The organism is Marinomonas algicola, from assembly GCF_014805825.1.
In the GTDB taxonomy this organism is placed as follows: Bacteria; Pseudomonadota; Gammaproteobacteria; order Pseudomonadales; family Marinomonadaceae; genus Marinomonas; species Marinomonas algicola.
In genome coordinates this window covers 875,146-895,179 of the sequence record NZ_CP061941.1, presented here as the reverse complement: position 1 = coordinate 895,179, position 20,034 = coordinate 875,146, and the positions used below count along the sequence as shown (strand labels likewise).

Here is a 20,034-nt window from a genome sequence, read left to right as displayed (position 1 = left end):
CCCTAAAAAAATGGACTTTACAACCCAAAAAAGCACCTGTTTTTTAGCCGGTGCTTTTTTGAGCCATTGACAAAGTAAGAGTAAGTCGGTTGCTAATTCTCCACTTCCAATTCAATATTTGAGCAACCCTTTTTACAGGTTATATACGCAAAACCCTCTCTGTTCTTCGGTACGAGAAGCAGCATTTGCTGACACCGATCACAATTAACAGCTTTACCCGCCAAGACTTTTTTTATTTGCGCCTTTTGCCTATGAAAAGAATCGCTTGTTTCTTTATTCATCACCGAAAAATCTAATTTAGCCATAATCTCCACTTTTCATTTCAGGTTTCGGAAAATCGACTCCTTGTTCAGTTTATCCGTTAGCAAAGCGAGAATAAACAACCAGCATTAGATCACAAATAGAGGCGATCTCCACGCTTGTTCCATCATTACTGAATGAGATTGATGCTATACTGTTTATCAACTAAACAATATTATAAGGAGGTGAGCTTGCTTACTAGTCTATTAGCTCAATTTAAAAGCCTTTTCTCTTGGAGTGATATTAAACGCCCTTGGCATATTGCGGTGCTGGCTGCAGTATGTGTCGGAATACCCGTTTTAATTGGTGCCGCCGTAGGTCAATTTGCGCTCTCAACTTTATCCAGCTTAGGGGCCATGGTTATTTTGTATTTACCTAAAACCCGCATATCTCATCGAATGGTAACCCTAGCTTTGTGCTCTTTTGGTTTTATGGTGTGTTTTAGTATTGGCTCCCTTGCGAGCTTTAATCACTATTTTGCCGCGCTCGCACTGGCTTTTTTGTCTTTCGGCTCAATAGTCATTACCCGTTATTATGGCTTGCCTAACCCCGGTAGTTTTTTCTTCATTCTAGTATCGGCCTTAGCCATTTATTTACCTTTTGATTTAAGTACATTTGCTAACAATGTTGGCATGGTTGCGCTCGGAGCGATGTTGTCGTGCGGACTGGCTTTCTTTTACAGCCTGATCACCCATGAGAATGCCTTACCTCAAACTCGCGTTGAAACAGATCCACGAGTAAACGCCATTCTGCTGGAAGCGGCTTTAGTGGCATTCTGCATTACCTTTTCTTATATAGTCGCTTTGATGATGTCTTTGCCAAACGCACTTTGGGTACCCATTTCCTGTGCCGCCATTTTGCAAGGAGCCACTTTCCGCATGATTTGGCATCGCAATATTCATCGAATCGTAGGCACCGCTATTGGAATGGGTGTTGCTTGGTTCGTTTTCTCTTTAAATCCAAACGATTGGCACTTGGCTGTTTGGATGATTCTCTTTCAATTTCTTGTGGAACTGTTAATTGTAAAAAACTATGGTGCCGCGGTCATTTTTATTACTCCCCTCACTGTTATTATGGCTGAATTCACCAGCGCTAATATGACCACTGAAGTATTATTGCAACATAGGTTAGTGGACATCTCTATTGGGAGTGCCATTGGTATAATTGGAGGTACCGTCTTTCATAGAACCTCTCTTTTAAAAAACATTGAATCTAGAATGAACACGCGCAGCTCATTATCAGGTCGTAATCATTCGTGAACATTCAACTCAGTGATAGGAAATTAGGCTACCACCATTTTGTTCGGTCATTCTCATCGTTTGTCTCGACCGTGCTCACTAACAAAGTCTAAAAAAGCACGATTGGCTTTAGAAAGATAACTGTCTTTACGCCATGCAATACCAAGATCCAGCCAGATAGGCGGGTCAAAGGAACGTGTGATGAGTTCATCATCGTCGTCAATAACCATAGCCAGTAAAGTAGAAATACCAAAGCCTTGCTGAGTGATGGATTTAATAAGAGGTATTAAGTTTGTTTCAAACCCTATTTTAGGGATTCTATTACACTCTTTCGCTAATTTATCCACAATACGACGGTGAAAATAGCCCTCTTTAAACATCACCAACTCTTCTTCAAAAAACACGTCTGGAGTGACTCGATCTAAAGCACTAAAAGCATGATCTGTTGCTACTGTGACCAACATTTCTTCTCGGATCAGTGCTTGCGTTTGCAAGCTATCTGGCAAGGTTTCAGCGACAATAACACTTAGATCCAATTCCCCACTTTCTAGCATTTTTTGTAGTTGCCATGTTCCCCCCTCAATTACTTTGAGCATAATCGTTGGATAACGATGACGGAACGCCATTAAAATGGGTGGGAAATAATATGAACCTAACATACTCGGAATACCGACGCGCACTTCACCTTGGCTTAGGCCTTTTAATTCACTCATTTCTAGCAAGGCATCATCGGTTGCTTTAATGATTTTTTCGGCATGCAAAAACAGCTTTTTTCCTTCATCTGTCAGTCCAATATGGCGATCTCCTCGGTGGATAAGTGTCAACCCTAAATCGGCTTCGAGCTTTTTAATCGCCATGCTAACAGCAGGTTGTGCCACTCCAAGCCGCTGTGCGGCTTTAGTAAAACTTTCCGTTTTAGCTATGGCGATAAAGTAACGCAATGGCCTGATATCCATCAATATCCCTTATGAAGTGTATAAAATAGATATATTTTATTGATAAATAAGCTAAGCGTATAGTGGCTTCACAATATCAATTTTACTTTTGGGTTCTACCCCACTGGAGTGTGACGTGATCGAAGTAGGCAGTTCAGCATTTTGGCGTGGTACTATTGCATTGGTTATTGGCTCTTTTATGGTGTTTGCAAATGTGTACGTCACCCAACCTTTACTCCCCATGATTGCCAACGAATTTTCCATTAGCCCGTTACAGGCTAGTACTAGCTTTACTATTACCACTCTAACCTTAGGATTTTCTTTACTATTTTATGGTCCCATTTCAGATGCTCTAGGCCGTAAAGGCATTATGCTAATGACCATGGCGGGAATCACGGTCACTACATGGTGTTTATACTGGGTGCAAAGTTATGAATCTTTATTAGCTTGGCGTGCCCTACAAGGCTTTTTCTTAGCTGGCTTACCCGCTATGGCGGTAGCGTATTTAGGAGACGAATATACGCCTGAAGCGTTAATGGTAGCCGTTGGCCTCTATATCAGTGGTAACACTTTAGGAGGTATTGGAGGACGATTAATTGGTGGCTTTGTTGGAGAATGGTTAGGGCGATCGGCCACCTTTGCTGTGATGGGAAGCATTAGCCTTGTTTGCTTAGTGGCATTTTATTTCCTCTTACCTCAGTCTCAACATTTCGCACCTAAGACATTAAGAATTGGCCATATTTTAATGTCTATGAAAGGCCATCTAAAAAACCATCGACTATTAACCTGCTACTTGATCGGTGGCTTTAGTTTCTTTATTTTTATCAATCAATACAGTTACGTTACCTTTGTGCTCGAAGCAGAACCTTATAACCTTTCGGCTAAATACGTTGGCTTGTTGTTTTTAACTTACTTATCTGGAACGCTGGGTTCAGCCATATCTGGCAAGCTTGCAAAACGATGGGACCAGGAGAACATTATGGTTCTTGGGACCTGTATCTTTATCTTTGGCTCACTGGTGACCTTAGGGAATTCTTTGATGGCTATTATTATCGGTCTATTAATTAACAGTTTTGGCTTTTTTCTCTGTCATTCCACCGCCAGCAGCTATGTTAGTCGCCACGCAAAACAAGCAAAAGCCAGCGCCTCCTCATTGTATCTGGTGTTTTATTATTTGGGCGCGAGTCTTGGTGGTTTTTATCTTGATCCATTTTGGCAAACAAATGGCTGGAGGGGGGTTGTAATCGGATCTTGGTTAGTCTTGGTGGCCGTTGCTTTTGCTGGTTTTAGTTTAATACGACAAAAAAAACGTGTTTAAATTAGCGTTTAGAATTAGGGCATACGTTCTGAAATGCGCAAGGCGGCTCTTTGTAAATGAGGCAATACCTTCTTTTCAAGACTTGAGATTTCAACTCGACCTTGTGGCCAAGAAACAGAAAGGCAACCAAGGATATTTCCAACTCGGTCTTTAATGGGTACGGCAATGGACTCCAAAAGCTCACCCGTCGTTGTTCGAGTATTATAGTAAGATGATTGACGAACGCCATAACCCAAAGCGCGCGTTTGCGCTATCATCTGGTTCAACCAAATTGTATCATGCGCTAACTTTCCTTGTTTATCAGATGATTTTTTTAACTGGTTAATAATATTTTGTTGTTCAGTAAGACTGCAAAAAGCTAAATAACATCGACCAACGCCTGAATACAAAAAGGTTGGTTTACATCCATTATATAGACGCTTATCAATATAATCTGTTCTACTGCGGGTGGTTTCAATCAATCTCATTGTCCCTTCATCCCGAATGGCGATATCAGAAGGACATCTTAGCATTTGATATAATTCATCTAACACCTGAACAGACGCTTCAGCCAGTCGCGCTTCTTGAGATTTTGGAGGCGTGTCTTCTAATATGGAAGAGGATAAACTGTATTTATTTTCACTAAGAGACCTTATTACCCACCCACTCAAACTGAGTGTTTTAAGAATTCTTAGTAAGGTTGCTTTGTTAATCCCTGTACTACGCTGCAGCTCAGAAAGAGAAAGAGGGGACGATTTTTGCAGTACTTCCAACACTTGCATTGCTCGTGTAACAGAATCGATTGCTTTAACCATATCGCTAACCAGTCATGCCTGAATATTATTAAGGTTAATACTAATCGCTTGATGGCCTGAAGAGTCATTCAAAAAAAAGGATGTACTCATATTTTTTTAGATAATCAAAAGAGCCGTTCAAGTAAAAGGGGAATAATACTTAAACGGCCCATCTTTAGATCACATGATCTTATTACAAATTAATATCTAAGATTCACACCCACGGCAATATTATCTGGTGTTTTGTCATAATCGGCCGCTTCGATCCAAAACGCAATATTATTACCGGCTTGCTTCTTGATTTGCATTACCGTCCCATCGTTATCATTAGCATCAACTTCTGAATCTTTGCTGTAATGAGCCGCCGCAATTGAATAGCCATTATTTAGGTGGTAACGGGCTGCGATACCCAATGTATCGTAATCCCCTGCTGGTCCAAATGTATCGTCATTAATTTCATAAGTAACACCTAAATCTAACTTATCAAATTTATAACCAGCTGTAAGAGCCGAACGTGTGTAGGTTAATCCAGCCGGATTTGCAGCCGCTGGTGGCGTATTTTTATTTACTATCACCTGACCCGCGCCTAAGTTCAACTTACCATCATCATAGATAAAACGATAAGCCTGAGCATCCATGTCTTCGCCATTATCTTCATCTAAAGAGATTGTGGCTAGCACAAGCTTAACCCCCATAAACTTAGGTGATGCCCATGCCAGTACGTCATCACCTTCAGCAGGCTGGCCATATAAAGTATTACCAGTTGGTGCAACAGAACCAGAATGTGCTTCATTGTATTCAAACAAATCAACATTGGAATACAGCTCTCTATTTTGCCCACTGGTGATTCTTGGCGCTATAACAAAGGCACCATAGGAGGTTGGGAAAACAACGTTCGCTTCCTTAACATGTATATCACCTTCCGCTTCTGGACCATTTGTATCCCGGCTGTTAATCGCATCAGAAAAATCAGCTGTTAGGTTGTAAACCATTGTAAAGTCATCACTTTTGACGACACCTTTCAAGCCTACTTCACTCTCGAAGACTTCAGGATCAAAGTCTTTATCCTCTACACTTAATGCACCTAAGCTAGTAAAAAAGGTAACATTAGGTTTATTCACAACAACACCAGAATCGTCAGCTGCAGACGCTAATGGAGCAAATAAAAATGGAGCACTTAGGCTCATTGCTAGTAAATTACGGTGCTTTTATCATAATAAAACGCCCTTTTTTAATAATTATTTTTTAGAACGTTTGTAGAATAACAAGATTGTTTACACTTAAAACAATAGGTTTCACCTAGTGAAACCTTTTATTGATTTTATGAATACCGGACAAAACTAGAGAAAAGTTAAACATCGCAAAGATAAGGATTAATCAAAAAAAAACTGTGTGATAAATAAATAACATAAAAAAGAAATAACGTTTATTTAGGCTCTAAGTTGGTAGGCATGAAAATGGCTTCTATTGGTAAGTTAAATACCTTAGAAATGGTAAAGGCCAATTGTAACGATGGATCGTGTTTCTCCCGCTCTATGGCATTAATCGCTTGTCGCGATACGCCAAGCAATCTGCCAAGCTCTTCTTGAGACCATTTAACCTTACATCTTTCGTCTTTTTCTCTTGAACTAAACGAATAAGATAAGCGCGAATGTATGAATAAAAACGACCTACTGCCAGAATCTGTCATTCGCTTTGTCTATAATCCTTGCTTACATTCAAATGCATAAGGCTGGATCTCATGTCAGAGCTTTTTAAAGATAAATTCAATCCTCAAGTAATCGACTCTATGGCGAGTCATTTTTACGCGGCTTGGACGGGTTTTGATCAGATTAGTTTCCTTGAATATGCAAAGAATGACCTTGCCCATTTAGAATTAAAAGAGCGGTCTAAACAAATCACTGACGCCATGTGGCGCAATTTGCCCGATGATTTCGTTTTAGCGGCTGATATTCTGTTAGCCAGTTTACGCCCTTACACCAATGACGACATTTATGGGTTAACGCCCAATGAGGAAGGCATTGTCGGTTGGGCAATTATGCCGATGGCAGATTATGTCGGTTTATATGGCCAAAGCCACCCAGATTTATCCATGACATTATTAAAAGAAATGACCAAACGATTTTCATCTGAATTCGGCATTCGTTATTTTTTACTGTCAGACAATAAAGCGAAAACCTTAGCGACCTTGAAACAATGGACAAGGGATGAAAATCATCATGTTCGTCGACTAGTATCTGAAGGTCTTCGTCCTCGCCTCCCTTGGGCCATGCAATTACCCGAATTCATAATGGACCCAACTCCTGTCATCGAATTACTCGAAACATTAAAAGACGACGAGGAAGAATACGTGCGACGCTCCGTTGCCAACAACCTTAATGACATAGCCAAAGATCATCCTGATCTGGTAGCGGGCATTGCTATTAAATGGATGGCCGATGCAGACGAAAAACGCAGAAAACTCATTCGTCATGCATGTCGCACACTGCTAAAACAAAGCCATCCAATAGCGTTACAAGCCTTCGGTTACCTACCACCACAAATAGAAAATACTAAACTGACAATCAGGACACCCGAAGTGTATCTAAATGAACATTTGGAATTTGAATTAAGCCTTACATCGAGTTCAGCTAAGAATCAGTCTTTGATGATCGATTACATTATTCATCACCAAAAGAAAAATGGTTCCACGTCACCCAAAGTATTTAAAGGTAAAACAATGACTCTTGAAGCGGGGAAAACGCTTAACGTTACTAAACGACATCCTTTCAAAAAAGTGACAACTCGAATCTATTATTCTGGTCAACACACCATTGAAATAATCATCAACGGGGTATCAGTTGCCACTTCTGCGTTTCATTTTTTTCTTAAGAAATCGTTTTAAATCACGCGGTATCAATTCCTATTAATCACTTAGCTTTTGATAAAAATACTTACGACATGTTGCTTCATCTATCCGATTAACCACCAACACTAACAGACTAATAACCGTTATAGAAAAGGCAATCCGTCCCCAAAAAATCGTGGTGAAGTCAGCCCCAATTAACAGTATCAGTAAGGTATCCTCTATTAGGCTATGAAGCAGATTTAAAAGCATAATTGAGACAAAAATATCTCTTGGTGAAATATGTCCTTGCTTTGCCTCATTAATCAATAGGCCACCGCCGAAAGACAGACCTAAGGTAATACCCACTACGGTCAAATTTGTCGCGTCTCGGCTAATACCTAGCAAAGCAAGAACTGGCTTGAGTATTATCCCCATCAGCTTTTCAATACCAAGCAATTTCAAAATACGCAAGAAGGTAATCAGTACAGCGATAATCGCAAAGATCATAACAAGGCTCTTTACTTGATCAATGGCCCACTCCATATAACTTGGGTCACTTGCCGCCATATTCGACCACGCGGATTTAGCTGGATAATTCAGAAAGTCTCCAGCTTGATAGATATGATGAAGAATCCAAGCCATTAACAGGCTTCCCCCGATGCGAATGGCGAGTGTCATCACAATACCAACACCCGCTTTTTTCGCAATGGCAACTTCAATTGGCAGACCATGAGCAATCAACATTAGGGTTCCTAGAATCGAAACCTGCGCTACAGTTAAGTCCACCTCTGCACTCATAAAGACCAATAACCCAGCGTATATGTTCGTTATTAGCGTTGTCGCCCACACCAAACCCATTTCACTCGGCAATCCCACCAAGGACATCACGGGTGTCAGCCATTGGCTCAGTAACACGATCCCACCAAACTCTTCTATTAATTTGATGACGATAATCATCGGTATCATTATTTTGAAAAGCGTCCAGGTAACACTGACAATTTCTTGCCATAGCCCTTTAAATAGAAGGCTAATATATTTATGCATCTCTCTACTCCACAAAGATAATTCGAGTAGTATATGTACATAATAAGAAATATGTCGTTAAATATAATCACTAAATTAAATGCTTATTTCAAAAGATTACAGTTTAGGGAAATATATATCGTAATAAATCATAAAATGAGAAATCTGTGGAATTAGACAATATCGACCGAAAAATTTTAACCATTTTGCAACGCAATAACCGTCTTGCAAACGTGGAGTTAGCAGAGGAAGTTGGCTTGTCACCGCCCGCTTGTCATAAAAGAGTGAAACGTCTCAGAGACGAGAACATTATAATTAACGACGTCTCTATACTAAATCCAGAATTAACCGGTAATAAACTGACTTTACTGGTTTCAGTAGAAATGGAACGAGATCGAAAGGATGTGTATGACGCGTTTAAAAAAGTCGTGAGCCAAGTTCCAGAAATAAAACACTGCTATCAAATAACAGGAAGTTACGATTTTTTTATGGTAGTGATGGTGCCTGACATGCAGGCCTTCGAATGCTTTGTCGACCAAGTGCTCCACACAGACACGAACATTCGAAAATTCCAAACATCAGTATCGCTGCGCACAGTCAAATCAACAACAGAACTTCTGCTATGAGGTATTCGCGAGCCAACTCACTTATTTAATAGCGTGTTTTCAGTGCCGCTTGAAAGGGTTGCATAAGCGGTTTCGGGGAAATATTAGAAAGCACAACAGAGTCACACTGCTGGAAAATACGAAACGTATCAATGGCGTCGACAAAAGCCGACATCATAAGCTCATCAACGATTTTCGTTTTCTCTATGTATAAAGATTTGATCTCTAAACAACCTTCTTTGCGATGCGCTTTGCAATCCATTCGTCCAATAAACTCACCTCGGAACAGCAAAGGCAAACAAAAATACCCATACTGGCGTTTAAGCTCAGGCACATAACATTCGATCTGATAATCAAATTCAAACAGGCTTTTTAATCGATCTCTTTGAATAACACTGTTATCAAAAGGAGATAAAATCGATAACCGATTATTCAATCTCGGGGTTCGGTCTAACGCACCGGAACGCATAAAGAATACATCACCATTAGCGATTTTTATCCGTTCTAAAGTACCTTGGGCGACGCCTCCTTCCACTAGGTTCTTTACCGCTTTACGCAGTTCGATATTACGGCGCAAATAGGTCACACTTTTTATAGAGACCAAACCATAGCAACGCAGCTGTTGATCAATAAGGTGTTTGGCAAATTCTTCCATACTGGGTATGGCTGAATCAATATGAGACGGTAAAACTCGCTCAGTCAAGTCATAGGTTTTTTGAAAACTCTCACGACCACAAACCATCAAATCGCCTTGCATATAGAGCTGCTCTAGGGCTTTTTTTGCAGGTTTCCAGTCCCACCATCCCCCTTTTCGGTTATTATTTTTTGCGTCCACATCTCGAGAACGCAACGGTCCTTCAGAGCGAATTCGAGCGAGCAATTGCCCCATAAGTTTTTGGTCTGGATTTTTATACCAATGTACTTGACCGCTTTTAATGGCGTTTTTATAAGGTAGGGAAAAGCGAAAGTCGTCTATGGGTAAAAAAGCCGCCGCATGAGACCAATATTCAAACACCTCCCCCGACACAACCAGTTGATTGACCATAGACGGATCAAAACTGGGAACTCTTGAATGCAAAACATGATGATGGGCCCTCTCTACCACAGAGATAGTATCAATCTGCACATAACCTAAATGAGCAATCGCCTTTCGTGCTCCTGATAATCCGCTACCAAACGGCTTTGCTTGCAACAACCCCTGAGACGATAAAGCAAGGCGCTTCAAACGGGATAAATCTTTGTGTGAATGCAGTTCAATCACAGTGTCTGCCTTATTACTGGTTTTATAAAATAGGATATAACACTCTGAATTTTAATGATAATTTTTAATTTTTCACAAAAAATCAAGCCTAAAACCTAATTCTATAATAAACCAAGACCACTCCATTCAACCTTTTTTGAATCATAGAGCCTCTTCCATACGAATGAGACAATGCCGTCTTGGCCTAAGCAAATTTAAGAATATAGATGAATAATATCGATCGCTTCCTGATAACTATCAACCACCCAGTTAGCGCCGGCATCCATTAACTTTTGGCGCTGACTAGCATGCTTTGCATGAGAACCTGCGGTGAGTCCTATACACAACATACCAGCTCGACGTGCCGCTAGCACACCAGCAGGACTGTCTTCGATGACTAATGCATTATCAGCTGAAACCCCCATTTTCTCCGCGGCGAATAGAAATAAATCAGGTGCCGGCTTGCCATTTTTTACCATGGTTGATGAAAAGACTTTATCGACAAAGTAATGCTTAAGATTCGTCGCAGTTAAACTCACATCGATTCTTTCAGGGTGCGAGGACGACGCTACACAAATTGGCAGACTTAATGAGTCAATAAACTCAGCTACCCCCTGAACAGGTTGAAGCTCCTGTCGAAAACGTTCGAATAACTTCGCATTCATTTCCTTCAAAGCATCTTCGGTAAAAGTAACGCCTTGAGAAGCCAATAAATCCTCTCGTGCCGACTTCATACTGCGACCTTGAAATTGCTCAACGACCTCTTCATTAGAAAGCGTTCCTCCTTCCTGAAGAATCAGCTTATGTAACGCATCAATAGACAAGATCTCACTGTCTACCAAGACACCATCACAATCAAAAATCACTAAACCCAAAGTCTTTTTAATGTCCGAACCAGAGGTGTTTATGTTATGTTGCATCATTCAAGCTCTCTCGCTACTGTTTGAAGCTTAATAAAAGCAAGATAGCGCTTATTATGCAAATGACGTACTTCTTCACTTCCTGGGAGGTACTTATCGCCGAAAGAAGACATTTCTTTCATTGCCGTATTCAAATCCTTATAAGCGCCCTTCGTCTTCAAACAGTCCAAGCTGTAAAAGTTGTAAAAGCATCTAAAAGTTAAAAATTGAGTCAGACTTGCCCATAGCAATCTCGCCTTGCTAACACGAAGTTGTCTACCTAGTCGCTAAAATGAATTGACAGTAAAATCAGTTATTGATAGTTTGTTTACAAGATTATTGAACCTTGTCTATCTAAAAGCGTCGTTGTGTTCACCTATTAAATATAAAAAACGGCGAAGGGAGATTTAATTGAATAACCTAGGGAAATACGAGGAACTGCATCTCAGACATAGCAAAACATGGCGAAACTCAGAATACCCATTTTACTAAATTATCCTTCAACTAATTTTTTAAATGTAATATGTCAACGATTATCAGCCTTAATACGTTAGTACTATTTTTAACGGCAGGACAAGGTATTATTTTTGCGGTATTACTTTATTTTAGAAGCCGTAAGACTCGTACAATCAATATACATCTGTCTATTATTTTGCTTGCATTTACCGCTGAAATCTTACAAAAATTCCTCTTAGACACGAATTATATCTATCAATTTCCGCACCTCGTTGGTCTTAGCCTACCGTTTGACGCAAGTGTTGGAATTGCCCTCTATTGGTATATTAGAAAAGCCACATCACCTGAAAAAAATAACAATATTCAGAAGATCTTAAAGCACTACTCCCTCTTTTTTGTTTGCGTAATTTTATCTATACCTTTTTGGTTAATGGATTTTGATGCAAAACTCACATTGATGGAAACCGGTGTAATCTCAAGAGATTGGCCCAGCGTTGTTTATTACAGTCTTAACCTTCAAGTTTTTTTAAAAATAACCAGTTTTTTTCTTTACCTTTTTTTCAGTATAAAACTGCTCATTGCACATAGAAACCCCTAAATTCAGATAATAAGTGCGACACTGCAAATCAGGTGTAGAAGAAGCCAACTGCTGAAGTTGGTACACTTCTTTTCACCACAAAACTAAGCAGTACCAACATGAATTATCAGCAGTTGACCGAAGGCAAAAGATACCAGATTTCAGCTCTTTTAGGGCAAGAAATATCAGTTTCAAATATAGCACGTGCACTTAATTGCCATAGAGCTACGATTTATCGTGAGCTAAAGCGGAATAAAAAAGCAACAGGATATTGTCCTGATAAAGCTCAAAGAGCATGCTTGATAAGGCGAAAGACATCCGCTAAGTATCGAATATCATCAGAGACCATTGATTTTATTCGTATTTTAATTGAAATCGACTGGAGCCCTGAGCAAGTCTCTAACGTACTTAAAAACTGCGGAGTTCCTGTTAGTCATGAATGGATTTATCAATATATCCATGATGACAAAAGAAACAAAGGGACGCTTTATCGTCATTTGAGGCAAGGAAAAAAACGCTACAGGAAAGGACAGCGAACGAAAGCAGAAGTGATTAAAAACAAAGTCTCTATTGATGAGCGCCCAGTCATTGTGGAGACAAAAAAGCGTTTTGGTGATTGGGAAATAGACACTGTTTTAGGCAAGAATGGAACGGGGTCCATCGTTACTTTATTGGAAAGAAAGACGCGCTTTTACCTGATAAAGAAAGTGAACTCAAAGTCAGCCAAAGATGTGACTCAGGCTACCATAGAGTTATTGATGCCTTTTAAAGATCATGTGCACACGATCACAGCAGATAATGGTCGAGAGTTTGCCTATCACGCTAAGATAGCTAAAGCATTAGATACGAAAGTGTATTTTGCTCATCCATATAGCTCTTGGGAGCGTGGAGCGAATGAAAATAGTAACGGCCTTCTAAGACAGTATGTGCCCAAAGGCACTGATTTAAGAAGTGTTACAGAAGAGAGAATACATTTCGCGATGAGACGAATAAACCATCGTCCAAGGAAGTGTTTAGGGTTCAAGCAACCAGCCGTTATTTTTAAAAAGATGTGTTTGGCTGCTTGAAATGAAAAGTGTCGCACTTCGGACTTGAATTCGGGCCGTATTAAGAATATTTTTTCATACAGAGAACGTATCACTCTTATATGGCTTAGTAACATGCTGCTATTATTTGTATTTGGTTTGATTAAAGGAATAGTGACATTGGTATTCTTTCAAGAATCAGAAGAAGAATTATCTTTGATGGGCTTCATGGATTATTTCTATATGACGATAATTTTTTATGTTGGTGTAATGGGGTTAATGCAACCTAGAATTTATAACCGAAGCGAACGTTTCTACATAACAGAATTAAAAAATAATTTTGGAAATAAAAAAGAAAACGCAATAGATAACCCGATTGAAAGCGATAATAAAAACCGATCAGAAATAAGAAACTGTGATTTTATCAAAAAAGAAGAAAATACAGAATTAACACAATCTGAGCATTCTAATAAATACCTGAAATCAGCCCTTTCTGAAGCCGACATGTTAAGAATTTCTAAAAAATTAGAGGCATTAATGGATAAGGAAACAGCCTATTTAGAGCCAAATTTAAGCATGCCTCAATTAGCAGAAAAATTATCTTTATCACCAAATTACTTATCTCAAACTATAAATACCATTTATGAAATAACTTTTTTTGATTACATTAATAAAAAGCGAATAGATTATGCAAAGCAGCTATTAGTTAACCCGACATTAGCAGATAAAAGTATCGTCGATATTGCAGTAGATGCCGCATTTAATTCTCGTTCTGCGTTCTATAGTGCCTTTAAAAAGCATGTTGGCATGACTCCGGTTCAATTTAGAAAATCATCAAAGTCCAGCCTTTCTTAAAGATAGATGTCCTACCTTGTAGGCGAAGACAATTGAGAATTTTAAAATAAAGTCTTTAAAAACATAAGGATAAAAATAACCCTGCCTCTCCAATGCCACTGTTCTGTCCTTACCTATTTTCTTGAACACACTCTTCTAAAAACGTTTGCATACTTCACCTCGTCCATTAGTACTGAATGTCTAAAGACAAGTCATAACAGCCGAAAGCGCTGTTACAAAAAAAATCATTAACCCCTATTCATTTAAAAGGCCCTTATATGAAAGTAAAATGCATACGTCCAATAGCACTCACATTATTAACATTATTACCAACCGCTCACGTTATGGCAGAAGACAACTGGACGAATCGGTTTTCGTTACTATTTGGGCAAAAGCATCTTGATAAAGATGACTATGAAGATAACACCCATTCTGCTTTTGGTTTATCAACTGATATTCAAAATAAAAGCTGGCCAGTAAGTATTGCTATCGATCTCTTGGCTGCGGGAAAAAAGACTGATAACAAACAAGGAGAAGTCACAAAAGTAACTGGAGGTCTCCATCTAGGGGTTCGAAAATATTGGCTACTTAATGAAAATATTGAACCGTATCTAGGTACTGGGTTAACCCTTTCAGGCGCCGAAAGGAAAGTAGTCAAAAACGATATAACAGAAAAGCAAGACGATGATGACTTAGGGTATTGGCTTTCTACAGGAGTAAACTGGAAATTTAAAAATAATTTTATGTTGGGCGCACAAATTCGCTATAGCGATTCTGAAGCGACTTTATTTAATTCCAAGGTAGATACTGGCGGTATATATTCAATGATGACTGTTGGTTATCAGTTTTAAGCTAGTAATTAATAAGGGGGGAGTCTAGGAAATATATTAAACAACGTAATACACATAATGCATTACGTTGTTTAATTTATATTTAGCGATAAATTAGTTACAAGAGGATTTTACTGCCGTACCATAACACCCAAATCAGCCGCCGCAGAATGCGATCAACAAAGTAATGGGGGTCTTTGATTACCTTATGTGCGTGACCTAGATGATCCGTTGTTATGCAAATTTTCATGATTATTTATTCGATTGATCCACCTTAATGGTACGAACGAGAGTTACCCAAACCAAAGTTAATAACATGGGAACACCAATCAATACTATTTCTTTAACAAAGGGTAAAATGTATATCATAACCGATGGGATACTTGGCTCTTCTTCGTCACCATGAGAGTACCCTTCATGGTTTATCTGCTCTGCCCAAGGAGTTAATTCTAGCGTCACCATCAAAATACTGAGGACGATAGAAACGAACAAAGCAAAAGATAAACGCGACTTCCATCGATATTGTAAATGCTTCATTGCTTAACCTCCTTTGGGAACATTTTCTTTGTGATGTTCACAATCCAGCTCCACTGTAATGCGAGGTGAACGCCTAGCATTGGCATAATAAAAGTCGCCGAATCGTGGTGAATTTTTGACCAAAAATCTTGAATGTTAATACCTACACTTATCGCAGGCAATAGTGCTACCGAAACTAAAAAGCCACTGACAAAAACCAGTAGCATCATTAGGTATATAAGGTAACTCCAAATAACATTAAATCGAATTTTTGCCGACTTCGCCGATAAAAAAATATCCAAACTTTTCTTTATCCAATCCCAATGCAACAATAAATGAATAACGAATGGGACGATAAATAACAAACTAAGCCATTCATGCACCGGAACACCCGTTGCCTGTGGCGCCGAAACGATCATAAAGCCAATAAGCAGAATCACGTCCATCACATAACGAGTTTTCTGCAAATTCTCCTTCCAATCAGACATAATTTTACCCCTCATCGAATTTACCATAGACACGCATCATAATTTACCAATTACAATCTAGGTTTGCCCATGGAATATTTAACCTGATGCAAAAAAGCCAGCATATCGTTCAGACCTTTTTCATCGATTTCCGTGGTGAGCTCAGTCCCTCCATTTGAAGCAAGCGGATGCACTACATTGACTGATAGAGTTAAGCTATTTTTTTGAGTACTGTAACAAATGGACCAATTACCGGCGGCTTGTTGGTCCATTTTATCAAAATCAGCACTAATACAATTGGAAATGTCTTGAGTCTCTTTTTGATCAATCATGTTAGCCTCCTCGGCTATAAATACAAATAATTTACCATAGAAATTTACCATCGACACCCAATATTAAAACATCAGAAAAGACTGATTATATTTTGATTCGTTTAAATACTAGAAGCATTGAAAAATACAACTTTCACTAAGAAACCGTCTTTATTGTTATCTGGCTAGACGAAAATAGTGATTTTGAGGCGAGTAAATCTGCTTACCGCTTAGTAAGGCTCGGGGGAATTTGAAATAAAACCGTTGGTTACGCTAGGCAAGTAATCGACAACACCGTTTATTCGGCCTTGACCTTGGTTGGGCGTTTTTGTAACGGGTTATGCTGTTTTCCTGACCAACCACGCTATGAGTATTTTGCTCGAACTTAATAGCGATCGTTAGCCAGTTGTCAGATGATATTCCAAGCCGCTGTAAAATGGGTGAAAGCGACAAGTCAATCGAGCCTCGCTTGTCTTGTCGAACAATACGACCTGTCATATCAACCAGTTCAAGATAATCCGTTAACTTAAATAAGATCCCTTTGTTTTTATCTTTGTGCTCATCACCGATAAAAGGATACAAAGCGTTGGGTTGAGCACCTTCTCCCGCCGCTTTCACTCGTTTCTTGATGCTGGTAAATTCTGATGTTTCCGGTGTCGCTGCGATGTTGGCTCGAATAGGATTAAGATCAACATACGCCATACAAGCCAAAACAGAGGCTTCGTCTAACAACGCCTGAGACTTAAAGCGTCCTTCCCAAAATCGTCCCGTGCAACCATCTTCAACATTCGCTTGCCGAGCAATCGGTTCGTTTAACTCCCGCATAAACCAGCTGATGTCAGACAACCTTTCTCGATACGCTTCCGCCGATCTTTCTGCTAATTCTATGGCATAGTCCGGCATGGTATCGCCACGAACGTATTGTTGAGTAAATAACGTGCCTTTATGCAACGCATGCCAGCGCCTCAACACCTCATGAGTAGACCAATTTTTGGCTTGTTTTTCATCAACATGCAACACAATATGCAAGTGATTGCTCATCACCGCATAAGCACAAATATCGATAGAGAAGAGTTGAGCTAAAAATAAAATTCGCGCCTCGATCCAACCGCGACGGTGCTCAAAGCTTTTTCCTGTAACTGAATCTTCACCACATAAAAAAGCACGGCGAACGCATCGAGAAATACAGTGATAGTAAGGTGTATCAGACAAACTGACTTGTTGGCTTCTGGCCCTTGGCATCGTTTTTTTCCTCATCCTTGAGTTTGGTTTTATCTAGTTTAGACGGTGATCAAAAAAACATCAATAAAGTAATGGGTGTCTTAGATTGCCAAATTCGCGCCTCTATCCACCCACGACGGTGCTCAAAGCTCTTTCCGGTGACAGAGTCTTCACCACATAAAAAAGCACGTCGAACGCATCGAGAAATACAGTGATAGTAAGGTGTATCAGACAAACTGACTTGTTGGCTTCTGGCCCTTGGCATCGTTTTTTCCTCATCCTTGAGTTTGGTTTTATCTAGTTTAGACGGTGATCAAAAAAACATCAATAAAGTAATGGGTGTCTTAGATATTGTTTATGAACCGCCCTGTGCGGAGCCGCATGCAGGGTGGTGTGGGGGCTGGAGGTTAGAAACCTCCGGCTACCCGATTAGATTTTGTTGCCATACACCCCTCTCTCAACAGGAGCGTTTAGTCCATACTTATCCGAAATAGACTGTACGACTTTGACGAACCAATCTTGGCTATCCGGGTGAACCAATATTTTCTCGATAGCTTCGACGACGTTTAATTTCACCGTTACCCCGAGGGGGGTATCCTTATTTGGAATGATAGCTGAGTATGTGCTTAATAAAATTCGAGCTTCTTTCTCGAAGTTGAAGTGCGGACGTTTTATGAAAAATGGGGCACTATAATCAAGCTTGCCTTCTACATCTTCAGCTCTAGAATATTGAACATTTTTTAAATAAAACTCCAAGCCTCCGGAATCGATTTTTGAGATGTTTGATTCGAGCTTCCCTACCGTTGTTTGTACGGCAACAGCATTGCTGTCCCGGCCATAGAGCTCCCACATGACCATGTTTTCATCGATGTTTTTGTGCCAACAACTCACATAGGAATTTCTGCATAAATACTCTTGAAAATCGTCAGCACTATTTATTGGAGAGTCATTTTGGTCATCAAAGCTTTCGTAAGCTCTTTCAATGGCTACTCTCATCTCGCTTGGAAACCGACCTTCACTTTGATCTCTAAAAGTATCAGACCTAGCAAGCCACAGAGAACCCGAATCCAATAATGATACGAATTTTGCCAAATCGATATATCGCCACAACCTTGTGTCTATGGAAAGCGAGTCTTCGACTTTGAGTTTCAGGTTATGCAAAATACTTCCTCAAAATTCTAACGCCTCGCTAAGAGGCAAAGTAATGCTTGGCTAAAATTAGCGACGAAGGAGCACGAGCCAAGCGTTACGTGTCCTTTTACTTGAGCGACTTGTTATATACCCAATTGTTTCTGTAGAAAGTAACTAGTGTGCCCTTTAGGCATATCAGCCAATTCACCAAACACAGAGTAACCAGCTTTGACATAAAATCCTAATGCTTGGAAAGTAGTTGTTTCCAGGCGAATATTAGTGGTGTTTTTAGATAAAGCATATTCTTCCATACTAGATAGCAACTTAGCTCCCCATCCACATTTTCGGATACTTTCATCAACCTTGAATATGCAACCAGTTCCAATTTATTTCACCTAAAATCCCACCAACAATGACTCCTGACTCATCTTTTACAAATGAAGATACTTTTTCTCTAAATACATCCCCTGTGTGAGATTAGTTATATTCCGTTAACCCAGTTTTCAGGGCTTCAAATTCATTATCTTGAGGTGGGAGAGGAGTAGTTAATTCCATATTTATGCTACGAGCTCCGTTTAGGTATATAACTACTAAGCGGTTATACAGTGGCGAAGCCATGGCTATAACCGTCTGTTGAACGGCCGCTTTATTTATAGGGAATTTGCTTTTTCAAGATTGGCGACGTCCCTGTTTAAATCGCGGTGTTTTTTTGTACTCTTCGAAGGTTACTTTTAAAAAACCTTCGTGTTTTTAGATTTTTCATATTACTGCCTAATACTTTTACTCGAATTCTAAGTATTAGGCAAGTAAAAGCCCTCAGGTCTCACTACCTGATATTTTTTCCCTTGTCATGTCTTAATCCATTCTTTTCTAACTACTATTTAACCTCAACTGAGTATCATGGTTGTTATCTCCCAGATAAACTACCTTTGATTCACCACAGGAAGGGCATCGACACCCTGTTAGTGCCGTATCTGTCTCTACTTTTCTACCTTCTTTGTTGGTTCACCACTCTGTCGTTTAATATTTGCCAAGGATCGCTTTTTTACCGCATTCGATAGATAACCATAATGACGAATACGCATGAACCCTTTTGGTAAAACATGTAAAAGAAAACGCCTAACCAGCTCCGCGGGTTTAAGTGACAATCGACTTGCCTTTTTGGTTTTATTATCAAAATAGGACAAGGTCACTTGATTGTCTTTCCATGATTCAAGGCGATGATTACTTAAACCAACTCGATAAGTATAACGCGCTAAATAGCTGACTAAAGTTTCTCGATATTCTAAAGCAGATTTGCAATAAACAACCCATGGATGACTCATTAAATGACTCAGTGTGCCATCCAACGTTGCCTTTTCAATCGTCGATAACGCTCCTTGCCCATACGCTTGACGTAATTCGCTTACCATCGTGCCTCTAAAACGGTTTGCTGGCCTAAAGACCAACGTTCTGTAAACTCCAAGTGCATTTGGATGACTCTAAATCACTTTGTCGGCCTGAAGGCC

At 39.7% G+C, this 20,034-nt stretch carries 24 protein-coding genes and 1 pseudogene; 8 read left to right on the top strand and 17 right to left on the bottom strand.

Features of this window, described 5'->3' with window-relative positions:
* Nucleotides 1-92 precede the first annotated feature (92 nt).
* Nucleotides 93-305, bottom strand: coding sequence for a hypothetical protein (locus IEZ33_RS04005; RefSeq protein ID WP_191602430.1), 213 nt, complete (start codon nt 303-305; stop codon nt 93-95).
* Nucleotides 306-491: 186 nt separating this feature from the next.
* On the opposite strand from IEZ33_RS04005, the gene IEZ33_RS04000 reads away from it, so the two are divergent.
* Nucleotides 492-1,559, top strand: a complete 1,068-nt coding sequence (locus IEZ33_RS04000; protein WP_420844870.1) for an FUSC family protein — start codon at nt 492-494, stop codon at nt 1,557-1,559.
* A 53-nt stretch (nt 1,560-1,612) separates the two neighbouring features.
* Here IEZ33_RS04000 and IEZ33_RS03995 read toward each other — a convergent pair whose 3' ends face one another.
* A complete protein-coding gene (locus IEZ33_RS03995) occupies nt 1,613-2,494 on the bottom strand; it encodes a LysR family transcriptional regulator (protein WP_191602428.1) in 882 nt (293 codons plus the stop codon).
* 115 nt (nt 2,495-2,609) lie between these two features.
* Between IEZ33_RS03995 and IEZ33_RS03990 the strand changes: the two genes are divergently transcribed.
* Nucleotides 2,610-3,791 carry an MFS transporter gene (locus tag IEZ33_RS03990; RefSeq protein WP_191602427.1) on the top strand — a complete coding sequence of 394 codons (1,182 nt, stop codon included), beginning with the start codon at nt 2,610-2,612 and terminating at the stop codon, nt 3,789-3,791.
* Between the two features lie 14 nt (nt 3,792-3,805).
* Here IEZ33_RS03990 and IEZ33_RS03985 read toward each other — a convergent pair whose 3' ends face one another.
* The 3 genes from IEZ33_RS03985 to IEZ33_RS03975 form a co-directional block, all read right to left on the bottom strand.
* Complete coding sequence (locus tag IEZ33_RS03985; RefSeq protein ID WP_191602426.1) at nt 3,806-4,585, bottom strand: IclR family transcriptional regulator domain-containing protein; 780 nt, start codon at nt 4,583-4,585, stop codon at nt 3,806-3,808.
* Nucleotides 4,586-4,764: 179 nt separating this feature from the next.
* Nucleotides 4,765-5,751 (bottom strand): porin, encoded by a 987-nt coding sequence (locus tag IEZ33_RS03980; RefSeq protein ID WP_191602425.1) that lies wholly within the window; start codon nt 5,749-5,751, stop codon nt 4,765-4,767.
* Nucleotides 5,752-5,990: 239 nt separating this feature from the next.
* Entirely contained in the window at nt 5,991-6,254 is a 264-nt protein-coding gene (locus IEZ33_RS03975; protein ID WP_191602424.1) for a helix-turn-helix transcriptional regulator, read from the bottom strand.
* A gap of 51 nt (nt 6,255-6,305) precedes the next feature.
* Between IEZ33_RS03975 and IEZ33_RS03970 the strand changes: the two genes are divergently transcribed.
* Nucleotides 6,306-7,448: a DNA alkylation repair protein gene (locus IEZ33_RS03970; protein ID WP_191602423.1), complete on the top strand. Its 1,143-nt coding sequence runs from the start codon at nt 6,306-6,308 to the stop codon at nt 7,446-7,448.
* Nucleotides 7,449-7,469: 21 nt separating this feature from the next.
* Here IEZ33_RS03970 and IEZ33_RS03965 read toward each other — a convergent pair whose 3' ends face one another.
* Nucleotides 7,470-8,435: a hypothetical protein gene (locus tag IEZ33_RS03965; RefSeq protein ID WP_191602422.1), complete on the bottom strand. Its 966-nt coding sequence runs from the start codon at nt 8,433-8,435 to the stop codon at nt 7,470-7,472.
* A 146-nt stretch (nt 8,436-8,581) separates the two neighbouring features.
* Between IEZ33_RS03965 and IEZ33_RS03960 the strand changes: the two genes are divergently transcribed.
* Nucleotides 8,582-9,040, top strand: coding sequence for an Lrp/AsnC family transcriptional regulator (locus tag IEZ33_RS03960; RefSeq protein ID WP_191602421.1), 459 nt, complete (start codon nt 8,582-8,584; stop codon nt 9,038-9,040).
* A 25-nt stretch (nt 9,041-9,065) separates the two neighbouring features.
* Here the strand turns inward: IEZ33_RS03960 and IEZ33_RS03955 are convergent, their stop codons facing one another.
* The 3 genes from IEZ33_RS03955 to IEZ33_RS20820 all read right to left on the bottom strand — a co-directional run bounded on the left by IEZ33_RS03955 (nt 9,066) and on the right by IEZ33_RS20820 (nt 11,301).
* Nucleotides 9,066-10,280 (bottom strand): winged helix-turn-helix domain-containing protein, encoded by a 1,215-nt coding sequence (locus tag IEZ33_RS03955; protein ID WP_191602420.1) that lies wholly within the window; start codon nt 10,278-10,280, stop codon nt 9,066-9,068.
* Nucleotides 10,281-10,474: 194 nt separating this feature from the next.
* On the bottom strand, nt 10,475-11,182 hold the full coding sequence (locus IEZ33_RS03950; RefSeq protein WP_206696902.1) for an HAD family hydrolase: 708 nt from the start codon (nt 11,180-11,182) through the stop codon (nt 10,475-10,477).
* Nucleotides 11,179-11,301, bottom strand: a complete 123-nt coding sequence (locus IEZ33_RS20820; protein ID WP_275672795.1) for a hypothetical protein — start codon at nt 11,299-11,301, stop codon at nt 11,179-11,181. Before IEZ33_RS20820 ends, IEZ33_RS03950 begins: the two co-directional genes overlap by 4 nt.
* A gap of 380 nt (nt 11,302-11,681) precedes the next feature.
* Between IEZ33_RS20820 and IEZ33_RS03945 the strand changes: the two genes are divergently transcribed.
* From IEZ33_RS03945 to IEZ33_RS03930, 4 genes are all read left to right on the top strand, one after another.
* Entirely contained in the window at nt 11,682-12,212 is a 531-nt protein-coding gene (locus IEZ33_RS03945) for a hypothetical protein (protein ID WP_191602419.1), read from the top strand.
* Nucleotides 12,213-12,310: 98 nt separating this feature from the next.
* On the top strand, nt 12,311-13,258 hold the full coding sequence (locus IEZ33_RS03940) for an IS30 family transposase (protein ID WP_191602418.1): 948 nt from the start codon (nt 12,311-12,313) through the stop codon (nt 13,256-13,258).
* Nucleotides 13,259-13,351: 93 nt separating this feature from the next.
* The gene (locus tag IEZ33_RS03935) at nt 13,352-14,071 is read left to right on the top strand and encodes a helix-turn-helix domain-containing protein (RefSeq protein ID WP_191602417.1); all 720 of its coding nucleotides are present in this window, start codon (nt 13,352-13,354) and stop codon (nt 14,069-14,071) included.
* 257 nt (nt 14,072-14,328) lie between these two features.
* Entirely contained in the window at nt 14,329-14,901 is a 573-nt protein-coding gene (locus IEZ33_RS03930; protein WP_191602416.1) for an outer membrane beta-barrel protein, read from the top strand.
* Nucleotides 14,902-15,132: 231 nt separating this feature from the next.
* On the opposite strand, the gene IEZ33_RS03925 is transcribed toward IEZ33_RS03930, so the two are convergent.
* From IEZ33_RS03925 to IEZ33_RS03890, 8 genes and pseudogenes are all read right to left on the bottom strand, one after another.
* A complete protein-coding gene (locus IEZ33_RS03925; protein WP_191602415.1) occupies nt 15,133-15,417 on the bottom strand; it encodes a hypothetical protein in 285 nt (94 codons plus the stop codon).
* Complete coding sequence (locus tag IEZ33_RS03920; protein ID WP_191602414.1) at nt 15,414-15,884, bottom strand: cytochrome b/b6 domain-containing protein; 471 nt, start codon at nt 15,882-15,884, stop codon at nt 15,414-15,416. The genes IEZ33_RS03925 and IEZ33_RS03920 overlap by 4 nt, the downstream gene beginning before the upstream one ends.
* Nucleotides 15,885-15,934: 50 nt before the next feature.
* Nucleotides 15,935-16,195 carry a hypothetical protein gene (locus IEZ33_RS03915; RefSeq protein ID WP_191602413.1) on the bottom strand — a complete coding sequence of 87 codons (261 nt, stop codon included), beginning with the start codon at nt 16,193-16,195 and terminating at the stop codon, nt 15,935-15,937.
* Nucleotides 16,196-16,447: 252 nt separating this feature from the next.
* Entirely contained in the window at nt 16,448-17,416 is a 969-nt protein-coding gene (locus tag IEZ33_RS03910) for a transposase (protein WP_191602412.1), read from the bottom strand.
* 49 nt (nt 17,417-17,465) lie between these two features.
* Nucleotides 17,466-17,660, bottom strand: a complete 195-nt coding sequence (locus IEZ33_RS03905) for a hypothetical protein (RefSeq protein WP_191602411.1) — start codon at nt 17,658-17,660, stop codon at nt 17,466-17,468.
* Nucleotides 17,661-17,824: 164 nt separating this feature from the next.
* Nucleotides 17,825-18,556 (bottom strand): hypothetical protein, encoded by a 732-nt coding sequence (locus tag IEZ33_RS03900; protein WP_191602410.1) that lies wholly within the window; start codon nt 18,554-18,556, stop codon nt 17,825-17,827.
* Between the two features lie 113 nt (nt 18,557-18,669).
* Nucleotides 18,670-18,876, bottom strand: a complete 207-nt coding sequence (locus tag IEZ33_RS20590) for a GNAT family N-acetyltransferase (RefSeq protein WP_275672804.1) — start codon at nt 18,874-18,876, stop codon at nt 18,670-18,672.
* A gap of 520 nt (nt 18,877-19,396) precedes the next feature.
* A pseudogene (locus IEZ33_RS03890) lies at nt 19,397-19,959 on the bottom strand (IS91 family transposase); the annotation flags it as partial.
* Between the last annotated feature and the right edge of the window lie 75 nt (nt 19,960-20,034).

What these genes read in the sequence shown, in the direction of transcription:
- IEZ33_RS04005 (WP_191602430.1), bottom strand. Translation starts at nt 305, where the DNA reads ATGGCTAAATTAGATTTTTCGGTGATGAATAAAGAAACAAGCGATTCT.
- IEZ33_RS03925 (WP_191602415.1), bottom strand. Translation starts at nt 15,417, where the DNA reads ATGAAGCATTTACAATATCGATGGAAGTCGCGTTTATCTTTTGCTTTG.
- IEZ33_RS03905 (WP_191602411.1), bottom strand. Translation starts at nt 17,660, where the DNA reads ATGCCAAGGGCCAGAAGCCAACAAGTCAGTTTGTCTGATACACCTTAC.
- IEZ33_RS03930 (WP_191602416.1), top strand. Translation starts at nt 14,329, where the DNA reads ATGAAAGTAAAATGCATACGTCCAATAGCACTCACATTATTAACATTA.
- IEZ33_RS20820 (WP_275672795.1), bottom strand. Translation starts at nt 11,301, where the DNA reads ATGAAAGAAATGTCTTCTTTCGGCGATAAGTACCTCCCAGGAAGTGAA.
- IEZ33_RS03970 (WP_191602423.1), top strand. Translation starts at nt 6,306, where the DNA reads ATGTCAGAGCTTTTTAAAGATAAATTCAATCCTCAAGTAATCGACTCT.
- IEZ33_RS03950 (WP_206696902.1), bottom strand. Translation starts at nt 11,182, where the DNA reads ATGATGCAACATAACATAAACACCTCTGGTTCGGACATTAAAAAGACT.
- IEZ33_RS03940 (WP_191602418.1), top strand. Translation starts at nt 12,311, where the DNA reads ATGAATTATCAGCAGTTGACCGAAGGCAAAAGATACCAGATTTCAGCT.
- IEZ33_RS03910 (WP_191602412.1), bottom strand. Translation starts at nt 17,416, where the DNA reads ATGCCAAGGGCCAGAAGCCAACAAGTCAGTTTGTCTGATACACCTTAC.
- IEZ33_RS03985 (WP_191602426.1), bottom strand. Translation starts at nt 4,585, where the DNA reads ATGGTTAAAGCAATCGATTCTGTTACACGAGCAATGCAAGTGTTGGAA.
- IEZ33_RS03980 (WP_191602425.1), bottom strand. Translation starts at nt 5,751, where the DNA reads ATGAGCCTAAGTGCTCCATTTTTATTTGCTCCATTAGCGTCTGCAGCT.
- IEZ33_RS03920 (WP_191602414.1), bottom strand. Translation starts at nt 15,884, where the DNA reads ATGTCTGATTGGAAGGAGAATTTGCAGAAAACTCGTTATGTGATGGAC.
- IEZ33_RS03975 (WP_191602424.1), bottom strand. Translation starts at nt 6,254, where the DNA reads ATGACAGATTCTGGCAGTAGGTCGTTTTTATTCATACATTCGCGCTTA.
- IEZ33_RS03995 (WP_191602428.1), bottom strand. Translation starts at nt 2,494, where the DNA reads ATGGATATCAGGCCATTGCGTTACTTTATCGCCATAGCTAAAACGGAA.
- IEZ33_RS03915 (WP_191602413.1), bottom strand. Translation starts at nt 16,195, where the DNA reads ATGATTGATCAAAAAGAGACTCAAGACATTTCCAATTGTATTAGTGCT.
- IEZ33_RS03945 (WP_191602419.1), top strand. Translation starts at nt 11,682, where the DNA reads ATGTCAACGATTATCAGCCTTAATACGTTAGTACTATTTTTAACGGCA.
- IEZ33_RS03935 (WP_191602417.1), top strand. Translation starts at nt 13,352, where the DNA reads ATGCTGCTATTATTTGTATTTGGTTTGATTAAAGGAATAGTGACATTG.
- IEZ33_RS03965 (WP_191602422.1), bottom strand. Translation starts at nt 8,435, where the DNA reads ATGCATAAATATATTAGCCTTCTATTTAAAGGGCTATGGCAAGAAATT.